Genomic DNA, 13,478 nt, shown 5'->3' with positions numbered 1-13,478 from the left:
CCCAAAAATGAGATAGCAGGGCTTGAGCCCTGCCTTGAGATGATCCGCAAACTGCTCGGGATAGACTCTCATCAACACCCTCTCATCAAGATACGCGCATCAGAACTTGACCTGACTGAGCTGGCGAATAACCAGGTTGGCGGCCTGCTCCTGCATTTCCTTGCCCAGCTGCTCCTGCTCGCGGGAGGAGGCGAGTGCCGCATCCGGCTTGTTCAGGAAGCTGCGGTTGAAGGTGATGGGGAAGACCTGGGTCGGTTTTCCCGGCATGACCACGGTGAACTGGGTGCTGTAACTCAGCAGGTATTCGCGGTCCTGGCCGATGGAGTCGACCGAGGCGACCTGGCTGCGGCTACGTACCCCGGCCAGGGTCAGCACCGGGATGCCCTCCTTGTCGGCGAGCTGCACGCCAGCGGCCTTGAGACGGGTGGTGACCAGTCGGTAGAAGTCGCTCTTGTTGTCACCGACCACTTTCATGGTCATCAGTTCGGGGGGAATGGCGGTGCCCCGCATCTGAAAACCGCAGGCCTGCAGCAACAGTCCTGCCAGCACGATGGCCATCCAGCGCGTGAAGATGGTGCCCATAAAAAATCCTCTTTGCATGAAGGGAAGAGCGGCGGGCGCAGGGCCCGCCGTCATCATCCGTGTGTCGTCAGCCCCTGGCCCAGACCGTCGGCCGCCGCCAGGGGAGGCGTCATCAGTTGGCCACGATGTTGAGCAGTTTGCCCGGCACGTACACGACTTTGCGCACGGTCAGACCGTCGGTGAACTTCTGTACGGACGCATCGGCCATGGCCAGCTTCTCGACGTCGGCCTGGCTTATCTCGGCCGGCACGGTCAGCTTGCCGCGCATCTTGCCGTTGATCTGTACCACCACCAGCTTCTCGGTCTCGACCATGGCCGCTTCGTCAGCCACCGGCCAGGCCGCGACATCGATGTCCCCTTCCTTGCCCAGCATTTTCCACAGCTCGAAGCCGATGTGCGGGGTGATGGGGTAGAGCATGACCACGACCGCTTCCAGCGCTTCCTGCATCAGGGCGCGATCCTGAGCGTCACTGCCCAGTTTGGCCAGGTTGTTCATCAGCTCCATGATGGCGGCGATGGCGGTGTTGAAGGTCTGACGGCGACCCACGTCGTCGCTCACCTTGGCGATGGTCTTGTGCAGCTCGCGGCGCACGGCTTTCTGGTCGCTGGTGAGGGCGGCGACGTCCAGTGCGGCAACGGCGCCACCGGATACGTGCTCGAAGGTGATGCGCCACAGGCGACGCAGGAAGCGCTGGGCACCTTCCACGCCGGAGTCGGACCATTCCAGGGTCATCTCGGCCGGGGAGGCGAACATCATGAACAGACGGACGGTATCGGCGCCGTAACGCTCCACCATCAGCTGCGGGTCGATGCCGTTGTTCTTGGACTTGGACATCTTGGTCATGCCGGAGTGGATCACTTCACGACCCTCAAGGTCGACCGCCTTGGTGATGCGGCCCTTGTCGTCACGCTCCACCTTGACGTCGAGGGGGCTGACCCAGACGTTGCCGCCCTTCTCATCCTTGTAGTAGAAGGCGTCGGCCAGCACCATGCCCTGGCAGAGCAGGCGCTTGAACGGCTCGTCGCTGTTCACCAGGCCCGCATCGCGCAGCAGCTTGTGGAAGAACCGGGCGTAGAGCAGGTGCATACAGGCGTGCTCGATGCCACCGATGTACTGATCCACCGGCAGCCAGTGGTTGGCGGCCGCCGGATCCAGCATGCCCTTGTCGTAGTCCGGGGAGCAGTAGCGGGCGTAGTACCAGGAGGACTCCATGAAGGTGTCGAAGGTATCGGTCTCGCGGAACGCTTCCTGGCCGTTGTAAGTGGTCTTTGCCCACTCGGCATCGGCCTTGATGGGGCTCTGGATACCATCCATCACCACGTCTTCCGGCAGCAGTACCGGCAGTTGATCTTCCGGGGTCGGCACCACGGTACCATCCGCCAGGGTCAGCATCGGGATGGGGGCGCCCCAGTAGCGCTGACGGGAAACCCCCCAGTCGCGCAGACGGTAGTTGACGGTGCGCTTGCCCTTGCCGAGCCCTTCCAGCTTGTTGGCGATGGCATCGAAGGCACCCTGGAAGTCGAGGCCGTCGAACTCGCCGGAGTTGAACAGCACGCCCTTCTCGGTATAAGCCGCTTCGCTCACGTCGACGTCACCATCAACCGGCTTGATGACAGGCTTGATCTCGAGGCCGTACTTGGTGGCGAATTCGTGGTCACGCAGGTCGTGACCCGGTACCGCCATCACGGCGCCGGTGCCGTAGTTCATCAGCACGAAGTTGGCGACCCAGACGGGCACCTTGCGGCCATCCAGCGGGTGAATGGCGTAGAGGCCGGTGGCCATGCCCTTCTTCTCCATGGTGGCCAGTTCAGCTTCGGCTACCTTGGTGTTCTTGCACTCTTCGATGAAGGCGGCCAGCTCCGGATTGTTCTGGGCTGCTTGCAGCGCCAGCGGGTGACCGGCGGCGATGCCCACATAGGTCACACCCATGAAGGTGTCCGGACGGGTGGTGTAGACCTCGAGGTGCTCGGCCTGACCGTCGATATTGAAGCTGATGTTGACCCCTTCGGAGCGGCCAATCCAGTTGCGCTGCATGGTCTTGACCATCTCCGGCCAGCCTTCCAGATTGTCGATGTCGTTCAACAGCTCTTCGGCGTAGTCGGTGATCTTGATGAACCACTGGGGGATCTCTTTCTGCTCCACCGGGGTATCACAGCGCCAGCAGCAGTTGTCGACAACCTGCTCGTTGGCCAGTACGGTCATGTCGTTCGGGCACCAGTTGACGGAGGAGGTCTTCTTGTAGACCAGGCCCTTCTCGTAGAGCTTGGTGAAGAACCACTGCTCCCAGCGGTAGTAGTCCGGCTTGCAGGTGGCCAGCTCCCGATCCCAGTCATAGCCCAGACCCAGCATCTTCAGCTGGTTCTTCATGTATTCGATGTTTTCGTAGGTCCAGGGGGCCGGCGCCGTGTTGTTCTTGATGGCGGCGTTTTCTGCCGGCAGGCCGAAGGCGTCCCAACCGATGGGTTGCAGCACGTTCTTGCCATTGAGCCGTTGATAACGGGAGATCACATCACCTATGGTGTAGTTGCGAACGTGCCCCATGTGTAGACGACCAGACGGATAGGGGAACATGGAGAGGCAGTAGAACTTTTCCTTGTCTACTTTCTCCACCGCCTTGAAGGTTTTCTTGGCATCCCAGTGCTTCTGCACTGCTGGTTCTATGGATTGGGGAACGTATTGCTCTTGCATTGGTGACATCCGGATCTGTGAAATGAATAGATAAAACGGCTGGGAAATCCCGATAGAATACCCATATCCTGCGGCGGCAACAACCGCCAGCATCCGCCCGGTCTCGGGCCAGGTCCGGTACCCGCGAGGATTTGCAGAGCCGCAAGAGTCGCAACGAAGTGAGAATGGCAACCGCCGCCCGTATCCGCCGAGCCCGAGGTCAGGGTCTGGCTCGATCGGGATTCAGCAGAGGAGTGATGGCCATGGACAAACGTCGACAAGGGTATGAAGCCTTTATCGCCCAGCTCAAGAAGCAGTGGGAAGAGACGGAAGCGTTTCAGGGAGAGCGCCTCAACCGGATGATCGCCAAGGTGCAGGCCTATCTGGAGGCGGCCGGGGATCTGACCCAGGACGAGCTGGCGCTGATCGCCGAGTATGTGAAGCGGGATCTGGGCAACTATGACGAAGGGCGCAAGGATGAGCAGGTGGAGGAGTCCGCCTTCATGCTGGCGCTCAAGGACACCGCCTGGTCCTGGCTGGCAGACGTGACCGACCGCACCCAGGTGGAGTGGCAGGAGTTGGCGGACGAGCTGGAACACAAGGGGGTCTACCGGGCGGGGGACTGGGTGGGACTCGGGGTGCTGGTGTGCGATCACTGCGAGTGGCGCCATACCGTGCTGCACCCGGAGCAGCTTGGCACCTGCCCCGAGTGCGGGGCCGATGAGTATCACCGTGAGCCGCTGTCTCCTTGAGCCGCCAGACTGTGCCAAGCCATAAGCCAAACCATAAAAAGAGGCGCCCAAGGGCGCCTCTTTTGTTTATCGGGGTTGTGTGGTCTTAGCCCTTGCGTGCCCAGGGGTGGGCACGGGGGCGCAGCCACAGGGCCAGCCCCAGCAGGGCGGCGGCCAGGCCATACATGGGCCAGCTGCCAAAACGCAGATAGGGGGTCTGGCCGTGGGCGGGGCGTACCTCGGCACGCAATACTCCAGCCTCGAACTGCGGGATCTGGGCGATGATGCTGCCGTCTATCTCGGTGACGATGGTGATGCCGGTGTTGGTGTCGCGCAGCAGTGGGCGGGCCAGCTCCAGGGCGCGCATGCGGGCGATCTCCATGTGCTGCCAGGGGCCGATGCTGGTGCCGAACCAGGCGTCGTTGGAGACGGTCAGCAGAAAGTCGGTATCCGGCTGCACGTTGCGGCGCACCTCGTCCGGGAAGATGATCTCGTAACAGATGGCGGCGGCAAACTTGAGCCCCTTGGCGATCAGGTTCGGCTGCACCTCGTCACCCCGGCTGAAGGAGGACATGGGCAGGTTGAAGAAGGGGGCGATGGGACGCAGCAGATCTTCAAAGGGCACGAACTCGCCGATGGGCAGCAGGTGGTACTTGTAGTAGCGGTTCTTGTGCTCGTAGTAGTAGGACTCCTTGCCCTCAGCATCCTGTACCCCCATGCCGAGCACGGTATTGAAGAAGCGCTGCTGTTTCAGATCGTAATGGATGATCCCCGCCAGCAGGCCGGTGTCGTTCACCTTCATCGCCTTGTCCAGGCTCTCCAGATAGGTACCCATCTCCTTCTCGATGGCCGGGATGGCGGACTCCGGCCAGACGATGATGTCGGCATCCTGGTTCTCGCGGCTGAGATCCTGATACTTGCGCACGGTCGGCACCAGGGCCTCCGGATCCCACTTGAGGGACTGCTCGATGTTGCCCTGCACCAGCGCGACCTTGACCGGTTCACCCCGGGTCACCCAGTTGAGCTGCATCAGCCCCTGGGCGGCGCCCACCAGGGCGACGGGGAGCAGCAGCCAGGCCGGCTTGCGGTGTTGCCATACCAGCCAGAGGGCGGAGGCGGTGAGCAGCAGGGCGAGGGTGATGCCCTGCACCCCGAGAAGGGGAGCGAAGCCCTTGAGGGGGCCGTCTATCTGGGTGTAGCCGAACCAGAGCCAGGGGTAGCCTGTCATCACCCAGCCCCGCAGCCAGTCGGCCATCAGCCAGAGCGCCGGGAAGGCGAGCAGCCAGCGGCTCCAGTGGCGGCCGGCAAAGAAGCGGGCGAAGAGCCAGCAGGCCAGGGTCGGATAGAGGGAGAGATAGGCGCAGAGCCCGGCCAGCAGCACGAAGGCGGCCGGCAGCGGAATGCCGCCAAACTCCGTCATGCTGACGTGGATCCACCACTGCCCGGGCAGGAACAGACCCATGGCGTAGCCGAAGCCGCGCCAGGCTGCCTGTTTGGGGGTGGCCTTGTCCAGCAGGGCGTAAAGGCCGAGCAGGGAGGGGATCACCAGGGGCCAGTAGCCGAAAGGGGAGAAGGCCAGCACGGCGATGGCGCCGCTGGCAATGGCAAACAGGCTGGTCAGGAGTTTCGATTTCACGGGGGATCGGGGCTCGAATTGGACTGAATGGAAACACAATGGCCGACATCTTAACCGCAAACCGGGTCAACGGCGAGCCTCGCGGTCGGCGTGGGCTAAGTGGCGGTAGCGCGGCGGGAGGGAGGCAAAAAAAGCGCCCCTGACGAGAGGGGCGCGGGATGTGCGTGGTGCTGGGCGGGATCAGGACTCCGGCTGCGCCGCCGCATGATGCTCGGGGATCTTCACCTGCAACTGTTGCAGGCGACGGCGATCGGCGTGCATCACCTTGAACAGGTAGCCGTCGAGTTCGATCTCTTCCCCCTTCTTGGGCAGGTGGCTGAAGGCGTGCATCACCAGACCGCCGACGGTGTCCACCTCTTCATCGCTGAACTGGGTGCCGAAGAAGTCGTTGAAGTCCTCGATCTCGGTCAGCGCGCTCACCGAGAAGACCCGCTTGCTGATGCGGCGGATCTCTTCCGGCTCGTCCTCGATGTCGTCGAACTCGTCGTCAATCTCGCCGACGATGAGCTCCAGAATGTCCTCGATGGTCACGAGACCGGAGACACCGCCAAATTCGTCCACCACGATGGCCATGTGGTAGCGCTCTTCCCGGAACTCCTTGAGCAGGCGATCGACCCGCTTGCTCTCCGGCACGATCACCGTGGGACGCAGGATCTTCTCCAGCTGGAGCGGTTCGCTGGCATGCTGGCCGCCAAAACCGAACGGCAGCAGATCCTTGGCGAGCAAGATGCCCTCCACGTGATCTTTGTCTTCGTTGATCACCGGGAAGCGGGAGTGGCCGGATTCGATGATGACCGGCAGGAACTCGTCCACCGGCTGGGACTTCTCGATGGTCACCATCTGGGAGCGGGGGATCATGATGTCACGCACGCGCAGCTCGGCAATTTCGAGCACGCCCTCGATCATGTCCTTGGTGTCCTGATCGATGAGGTCCCGCTCTTCGGCATCGGCGATGACCTCTACCAGATCGTTGCGGTCTTTTGGCTCGCCCTGGAAGAGTTGGCTGAGTTTGTCGAGCCAGGTTTTCTTCGGCGAGCCGGTACTAGGGTGATCGTCGGTCATTTTCTCTCTTGGTTACTCGTATGAACACACTTGAAATCGTTGTGGCTATATGAGGATGGGCATCGGCTGTTTCAAGACGATGACCATCCGGTTCGTTACTCTTCGTCGTTCAGATAAGGATCGGCGAAGCCCAGTTCCTGCATGATGTCGCGCTCGAGCTGCTCCATCTCTTCGGCTTCCTCGTCCTCGATATGGTCATAACCTAGCAGATGCAGACTGCCATGCACAACCATGTGAGCCCAGTGGGCCATCAGGGGCTTGCCCTGTTCGACGGCTTCGGCCTCGACCACCTGGCGGCAGATCACCAGATCCCCGAGCAGGGGCAGTTCGAGACCCGGTGGCGCCTCGAAGGGGAAGGAGAGCACGTTGGTGGGCTTGTCCTTGCCGCGATAGGTGTGGTTGAGCTCGCGGCTCTCCGCCTCGTCCACCAGGCGCACCGTCACCTCGGCCTCGGGCTGGAAGCCCAGAATGGTGCCGTCGAGCCAGCCTTGCAGCTGGGCCTCGGTCGGCAGGCCGTCCGGGCTGGCGCAGGCCAGTTGCAGATCCAGGGTCACGCTCATTGGGCACTCTCTTTGCTGGTGTTCTCGTTGCGGGGAGTGGCTGCGCTCTTCTCGGCCGCCTGCTGGGCATCGAATGCCTCGTAGGCCTGCACGATGCGGGCCACCACGGGATGGCGCACCACGTCCTTGGACTCGAAGAAGTTGAAGGAGAGGCCATCGACCCCCTGCAACACCTCCAGGGCGTGGCGCAGACCGGATTTGGTGCTGCGAGGCAAGTCCACCTGGGTGATGTCGCCGGTCACCACCGCCTTGGAGTTGAAGCCGATGCGGGTCAGGAACATCTTCATCTGCTCCGTGGTGGTGTTCTGGGCCTCGTCCAGGATGATGAAGGCGTCGTTGAGGGTACGGCCGCGCATGTAGGCGAGCGGCGCCACCTCGATGACGTTGCGCTCCATCAGCTTCTCCACCCGCTCGAAGCCCAGCATCTCGAACAGGGCGTCGTAGAGGGGGCGCAGGTAGGGGTCCACCTTCTGGGAAAGATCGCCGGGCAGAAAGCCGAGCTTCTCACCGGCTTCCACCGCCGGGCGGGTCAGCAGGATGCGGCGGATCTCCTGGCGCTCCAGGGCATCCACGGCGGCGGCCACGGCGAGATAGGTCTTGCCGGTCCCTGCCGGGCCTATGCCGAAGCTGATGTCGTGGCGCACGATATTGGCGATGTACTGGGCCTGGTTCGGGCTGCGGGGCTTGATGAGACCGCGCTTGGTCTTGACCGTGACCTCCTTGCCATACGGCAGGGAAGGGGCGGGTTCGTCGTCCTGCTCCAGCACGCGGGACTCCTGCACCGCCAGGTGCACCATCTCGGGGGTGATGTCGCTCACCTTGCTCCCCTTGAGGGGCTGGGTTTCCACATAGAGGTGCTTGAGGATGACGGCAGCCGCCTCCACCTGGGCCTGCTTGCCGATCACTTGGAAGTGGTTGTCCCGGTAGCTTATCTCGATGCCGAGACGGCGCTCCAGCTGCTTGAGGTTGTCGTCAAAGGGTCCGCACAGGCTGGCGAGGCGCTGGTTGTCGGCGGGTTCAAGGTGCAGATTCAGGGTGGAGATGTGTCGGCTCAAGGTGTCCTCTTATCGGTTGTTCCCCCGCCAGGGGGCGGGGGAGAGAGTCATCAATGGGGTCTGAAGGCCGCAACGCCCAGATCATCGGGCACGTTGTCAGGACGACGGGCGAGGATCTCGCTCGGGGCCGTGGCGATGCGCAGGTTCATTTCGTCCTCGCCGCGGATGAAGCGGCCGCGCAGGGAGTAGGGGCGTACGTCGGTGATCTCCACGTCGGCGAAGCCGCCGATGAGGCGGTGCGGCCCCTCGAAGTTGACCACCCGGTTGTTCTCGGTGCGGCCACTGAGCTGCATGGGATCCATCTTGGAGGGCCCCTCCACCAGGATGCGCTGCACCGAGCCCAGCATGGCGCGGCCGATGAGCATGGACTGGTGATTGATGCGGTTTTGCAGTCGGGTCAGGCGGGCCTTCTTCACTTCCATGTCGACGTCATCGGGCAGGTCCGCGGCCGGGGTGCCGGGGCGCGGGCTGTAGATGAAGCTGAAGCTCATGTCGAAGTTGATCTCCTCGATGAGTTTCATGGTGGCCTCGAAGTCTTCGTCCGTCTCGTTCGGGAAGCCGACGATGAAGTCGGAGCTCATGGTGATGTCGGGACGCACGGCGCGCAGGCGGCGGATCTTGGACTTGTACTCCAGCACGGTGTGCGGGCGCTTCATCATGGTCAGGATGCGATCCGAGCCGCTCTGGATGGGCAAGTGCAGGAAGCTGACCACCTCGGGGGTATCACGATAGACCTCGATGATGTCGTCGGTGAACTCGACCGGGTGGCTGGTGGTGTAGCGAATGCGGTCGATGCCGTCGATGGCAGCCACCAGGCGCAGCAGTTCGGCGAAGGTGCAGACCTCCCCGTCGAAGGTCGGCCCCCGGTAGGCGTTGACGTTCTGGCCGAGCAGGTTCACTTCGCGCACCCCTTGCTGGGCGAGCTGGGCGATTTCATAGAGCACGTCATCCAGCGGTCGGCTCACCTCCTCGCCACGGGTGTAGGGCACCACGCAGAAGGAGCAGTACTTGGAGCAGCCTTCCATGATGGAAACGAAGGCGGTCGCCCCCTCGGCACGGGGTTCGGGCAGGTTGTCGAACTTCTCGATCTCGGGGAAGGCGATGTCCACCTGGGCACCGCGCCCCTCCTGCACCTGCTTGATCATGGTCGGCAGGCGGTGCAGGGTCTGGGGTCCGAAGACGATGTCCACATAGGGCGCCCGGCTGCGCAGGTTCTCCCCTTCCTGGGAGGCGACGCAGCCGCCCACCCCGATCACCAGCCCCGGTTTTTTCGCCTTGAGCTTCTTCCAGCGACCGAGCTGGTGGAACACCTTCTCCTGGGCCTTCTCGCGGATGGAACAGGTGTTGAGCAGCAGCACATCTGCCTCTTCCGGCTCCTCGGTAAGCGTGTAGCCATTGCTGGCATCCAGCAGGTCCGCCATCTTGGACGAGTCGTACTCGTTCATCTGGCAGCCCCAGGTCTTGATATGAAGTTTCTTGCTCATTGCTTCTCGTGACTGGTTTTGAAATCGGCAGGGTCAAAGGACCGGCCATTTTACTCCGCAATCCCGGTGCTGACCAGTCTGGGGCCGCCCGCCGCCATCAGGGCCGGCTTGTCGTCGGCAATTGCGCATCCCTCTCACTGTTTCTGCCGCCTCCTTGCGTTATCATGCCCCATTCGGTTCGGCCCTTGCCCCTTATCGCGGGGACTCCTTGCAGGAATCAAGTTATGGAACAGTGTGATATCGCCATCGTCGGCGCCGGCATGGTGGGCGCCGCCACCGCCTGCCTGCTGGCGGCAGAGGGGCTCTCGGTTCGGGTCATCGAGACCCGGTTGCCCGAGCCCTATGCCCCCGAGCAGTCGCTGGATCTGCGGGTTTCCGCCATCAGTCAGGCCTCGGTGGCGCTGCTGACCCGGGCCGGTGCCTGGCAATATCTGCAGCAGATGCGGCTGTGCCCCTATCGCCGGCTGGAGACCTGGGAGCTGGACGGCTTCGCTACCCGCTTCGACGCGCTGGATCTCGGGCTGCCCCAGCTCGGCTACATCATCGAGAACCGATTGATCCAGCTCGCGCTCCTGAAAAGGATGGAGGATTTCCCGACCATCCAGACCCATACCCCGGCGGCGGTGACGAGCCTGCGCCAGAGTGCGGATGACGCCGTGCTGACCCTGGATGACGGCACCGAGCTGCAGGCGCGCTGGGTGCTGGCCTGCGACGGTGCCGAATCCCACACCCGGCGATTGGCCGGCATCGGGGTGTCGCGTTTCGAGTACCGCCAGCACTGCATGCTGATCAACATCAACACCGATTTTGCCCAGGAAGACATCACCTGGCAGCAGTTCACCCCGAGCGGCCCGCGCGCCTTCCTGCCGCTGCCGGGCCGCCATGGCTCCCTGGTCTGGTATGACAGCCCGGCCCGCATCCGGGCGCTGGCCGCCATGAGCAACGAGGCCCTGGCCGTCGAGGTGCGCCGCCACTTCCCGAGCCGCCTTGGCGGTTTCACCGTGACGGCCAAGGGGAGCTTCCCCCTGGTGCGCCGCCACGCCAACGACTATCACGCCGGGCGAGTGGTGCTGCTCGGGGATGCGGCCCACACCATCAATCCGCTGGCGGGGCAGGGGGTCAACCTCGGTTTCAAGGACGTGGCCTGCTGGGCCGGGTTGCTCGGCAAGGCGGGGGCACAGTGGCACGAGCTGGCGCTGGCTGGGCGTTACGAGGGGCGACGCCGCCCTGACAACCTGCTGATGCAGTCGGGGATGGATCTCTTCTACGGGGTCTTCAGCAACGAGATAGGCCCCCTCAGGCTTGCCCGCAACCTGGCGCTGAATCTGGCGGACAAGGCGGGCCCCCTCAAGGAAATGGCGCTACGCTATGCGCTTGGGCTGGTATGAGGCAGTGCGTGGCACTGCCAGGTGCCAATCGGATGGCATATCAATCCGTGTGATGGTGCCAGCCGGTTTTTTATATGGCCGCGAGGAGTGATCCTGGCGGCGCAGGGGCAAAACGGCCTCAGGCAAGGGGGGAGTACACCATGAACAAGGCATTGCTGGTGATCGATTTCATCAACGACATCGCCCACCCGGACGGGCGTATCGCCGCCTCGGCGGCCCAGGTGATCGAGCAGGACGCCATTGCGCACGCCAACCAAGCGCTGGCCCATGCCCGCGCTCACGGCTGGCTGGTGGTGCTCATCAAGGTGGGGTTTGACGAGGGCTATCTGCTGCAACCCAAGGGCTCCCCCATGTTTGGCCGTGCCCGGCAGTTCGGGGCCCTCTCCCTGGCCGACAGCGGCACCGACTTTCACCCGGAGCTCGATGTGCAACCCGGGGATCTGGTGCTGACCAAACCCAGGGTCAGCCCCTTCTACGGCACGGCGCTGGAGCCTGCGCTACGGGCCAATCGCATCGAGCATTTCTATGTGTGCGGCGTGAGCACCAGCTGGGCCATTCAGGGGGCGGTGCGAGATGGCCACGATCGGGACTACGCCATCACCATCCTGGAGGATGCCTGCGCGGCGGCGGATGCCGCAGAACACCAAGCTTCCCTGCGCATGCTCGGTCGCATTGCCGAGATCATCAAGGTCGCGGAGCTGGCGGAGCGGGACTGAGCCCGGCCATCCTCTCCTGCAGGCATCTCATGCATCTCATGCACCTCATGCGGGCTCGGGGTGCGTTTCTCTCACCATGGCGAGGAAGCGATCCCGAATGGGATCGGCAAATTCCGGGTTCCACACCAGGCTGATTTCCCATTCCGACCAGGGGCCGGAGAGAGGGTAGAGGGTCACCTCCTTGCCCGCGATGAATCCCACGCTGCGCGGCAGGATGGCGTTGCCGATACCGGCGGCCACCAGGGCCACCAGGGTCTGGATGTCTTCCGCCTCCTGGATGAGACCGGTCAGCCGGTTGGCACCGAGGAAGCGGGCGATCTGCTGGCTGAGGCCCGGGCAGCGATGGCCCACCATCTGCAGCAAGGGATCGCGGATCAGCGCCCGCTCCAGGTCGAAGTCCGGCCCTGCCACCCGGGTGGGGACGGCCAGCACCAGTCTGTCCGTCAGCAGCCTGTGTTCCCTCAGCTGCGGCGCATCAGGCCGTCGCATGAAGCCCAGTTGCAGCCTACCCGCCAGCAAGTGCTCCTGCTGGATGGCGGAGGTGGTGTCCCGCAGGTGGACCAGCACGTCGGGGGCCTGCTGCTTGAAACGAGCCACCAGGGAAGGGGCCAGTGCGAAGCTGGAGAGCCCGAACCCGATGTTGAGGCGTCCGGCGGCACCGCTTGCCAGCGCCAGGGCATGCCGCTCGAATCCCTTGCCGTGATCCACCAGCGCCCTGGCCTGGGGCAGCAACTGGAGGCCGATGGCGGTCAGCTCGGCCCCATGGCGGCCCCGGTTGAACAGGGTGCTGCCGAGGGCCTGCTCCAGGCCCTGGATCTGCTTGGTCAGGGCCGGTTGTGTCACAAAAAGCCGGCTGGCCGCCTCCCGGTAGTTGGCACTCTCGGCCAGCATGACGAAGGCCTGCAATTGTCTCAGGTCGAATCTCATTCCATTTGGTTATCCAATGTGGCGATTTATTGATTATAAATTATCTAATATCCTTGTTCTAATGGTCTCGAAACGGGCCTGCTTGCCCGCTGTTCAGCCACAAGGAGTCATGTCATGTCGAGCGAACGCTATCTGTTCTTGATCAAGGGGAGCCTGGTGATGGCTCAGCCGCTGGCCGCACCGGAGACCGGGGAGCTGCTGACCAGCCTGTTGCAGCAGGGGTTCGTCGTCGCCCCCTTGCCGGTGTGGGCCAGCAATGCGGAGCAGGCGATCGCCTGTTACGAGGCCGCTGCCCAGCGGCAGGTCTTCGCCGATGCGCTGGCGGGGAGAGCCCTGTGAGCGCGGTGCGCGTGAGGGCCGCGGCCCTGCTGCTGGACATGGACGGGACCCTGGTCCACTCCACCGGCGACGTGGAAGTCGTGTGGCGGCGCTGGTGTCAGCACCATGGGCTGGATCCCGCTCCCGTGCTCGCCATGTGTCACGGCGTGCGCTCACGGGAGGTGATAGGGGCCCTGGCTCCCCAGCTGGACATGGCGGTGGAGGTGGCCCTGCTCGACGATCTGGAGATGGAATACGCTGCGGCGCCGATGCCCCTGGACGGTGCCCGGCGACGGCTCGAACAGCTGCCGCCGACGCGCTGGGCGCTGGTGACCTCCGCAAGCCGGAGGG

12 protein-coding genes and 2 pseudogenes are annotated in these 13,478 nt (G+C 63.5%); 5 read left to right on the top strand and 9 right to left on the bottom strand.

Annotated features, from left to right (window positions below):
- From AACR77_RS02935 to leuS, 3 genes and pseudogenes are all read right to left on the bottom strand, one after another.
- Positions 1-72, bottom strand: a pseudogene (locus AACR77_RS02935) (DNA polymerase III subunit delta); the annotation flags it as partial.
- Between the two features lie 27 nt (positions 73-99).
- Complete coding sequence (locus AACR77_RS02930) at positions 100-582, bottom strand: LPS-assembly lipoprotein LptE (protein WP_010673765.1); 483 nt, start codon at positions 580-582, stop codon at positions 100-102.
- Positions 583-694: 112 nt separating this feature from the next.
- Positions 695-3,271, bottom strand: a complete 2,577-nt coding sequence (gene leuS, locus AACR77_RS02925; RefSeq protein WP_039041103.1) for a leucine--tRNA ligase — start codon at positions 3,269-3,271, stop codon at positions 695-697.
- A gap of 242 nt (positions 3,272-3,513) precedes the next feature.
- On the opposite strand from leuS, the gene AACR77_RS02920 reads away from it, so the two are divergent.
- Entirely contained in the window at positions 3,514-4,002 is a 489-nt protein-coding gene (locus AACR77_RS02920; protein WP_041215952.1) for a zinc ribbon-containing protein, read from the top strand.
- Positions 4,003-4,087: 85 nt separating this feature from the next.
- Here the strand turns inward: AACR77_RS02920 and lnt are convergent, their stop codons facing one another.
- From lnt to miaB, 5 genes are all read right to left on the bottom strand, one after another.
- Positions 4,088-5,617: an apolipoprotein N-acyltransferase gene (lnt, locus tag AACR77_RS02915; protein ID WP_042014505.1), complete on the bottom strand. Its 1,530-nt coding sequence runs from the start codon at positions 5,615-5,617 to the stop codon at positions 4,088-4,090.
- Positions 5,618-5,797: 180 nt separating this feature from the next.
- Complete coding sequence (gene corC, locus AACR77_RS02910; RefSeq protein ID WP_010673769.1) at positions 5,798-6,679, bottom strand: CNNM family magnesium/cobalt transport protein CorC; 882 nt, start codon at positions 6,677-6,679, stop codon at positions 5,798-5,800.
- A gap of 95 nt (positions 6,680-6,774) precedes the next feature.
- The gene (gene ybeY, locus AACR77_RS02905; protein WP_039041101.1) at positions 6,775-7,239 is read right to left on the bottom strand and encodes an rRNA maturation RNase YbeY; all 465 of its coding nucleotides are present in this window, start codon (positions 7,237-7,239) and stop codon (positions 6,775-6,777) included.
- On the bottom strand, positions 7,236-8,294 hold the full coding sequence (locus tag AACR77_RS02900) for a PhoH family protein (RefSeq protein WP_010673771.1): 1,059 nt from the start codon (positions 8,292-8,294) through the stop codon (positions 7,236-7,238). Before AACR77_RS02900 ends, ybeY begins: the two co-directional genes overlap by 4 nt.
- A gap of 50 nt (positions 8,295-8,344) precedes the next feature.
- Positions 8,345-9,778: a tRNA (N6-isopentenyl adenosine(37)-C2)-methylthiotransferase MiaB gene (miaB, locus tag AACR77_RS02895; RefSeq protein ID WP_010673772.1), complete on the bottom strand. Its 1,434-nt coding sequence runs from the start codon at positions 9,776-9,778 to the stop codon at positions 8,345-8,347.
- Positions 9,779-10,002: 224 nt separating this feature from the next.
- Here miaB and AACR77_RS02890 point away from each other — a divergent pair, with 224 nt between their 5' ends.
- Both AACR77_RS02890 and AACR77_RS02885 read left to right on the top strand, forming a co-directional pair.
- The gene (locus AACR77_RS02890) at positions 10,003-11,166 is read left to right on the top strand and encodes an FAD-dependent monooxygenase (protein WP_042879671.1); all 1,164 of its coding nucleotides are present in this window, start codon (positions 10,003-10,005) and stop codon (positions 11,164-11,166) included.
- A 140-nt stretch (positions 11,167-11,306) separates the two neighbouring features.
- The gene (locus tag AACR77_RS02885; protein ID WP_042879669.1) at positions 11,307-11,882 is read left to right on the top strand and encodes a cysteine hydrolase family protein; all 576 of its coding nucleotides are present in this window, start codon (positions 11,307-11,309) and stop codon (positions 11,880-11,882) included.
- A gap of 45 nt (positions 11,883-11,927) precedes the next feature.
- On the opposite strand, the gene AACR77_RS02880 is transcribed toward AACR77_RS02885, so the two are convergent.
- On the bottom strand, positions 11,928-12,809 hold the full coding sequence (locus AACR77_RS02880; RefSeq protein WP_042879667.1) for a LysR family transcriptional regulator: 882 nt from the start codon (positions 12,807-12,809) through the stop codon (positions 11,928-11,930).
- A 114-nt stretch (positions 12,810-12,923) separates the two neighbouring features.
- On the opposite strand from AACR77_RS02880, the gene AACR77_RS02875 reads away from it, so the two are divergent.
- Together AACR77_RS02875 and AACR77_RS02870 are read left to right on the top strand one after the other, a co-directional pair.
- Complete coding sequence (locus AACR77_RS02875; protein WP_042879665.1) at positions 12,924-13,148, top strand: hypothetical protein; 225 nt, start codon at positions 12,924-12,926, stop codon at positions 13,146-13,148.
- Positions 13,145-13,478: pseudogene (locus AACR77_RS02870) on the top strand (HAD-IA family hydrolase); the annotation flags it as partial. The gene AACR77_RS02875 and the pseudogene AACR77_RS02870, both read left to right, overlap by 4 nt.

The organism is Aeromonas sp. ZOR0002, from assembly GCF_963866995.1.
GTDB classification, from domain to species: Bacteria; Pseudomonadota; Gammaproteobacteria; order Enterobacterales; family Aeromonadaceae; genus Aeromonas; species Aeromonas caviae.
The sequence above is the reverse complement of the archived record's forward strand: the minus strand, read 5'-3'. Positions and strand labels throughout refer to the sequence as shown.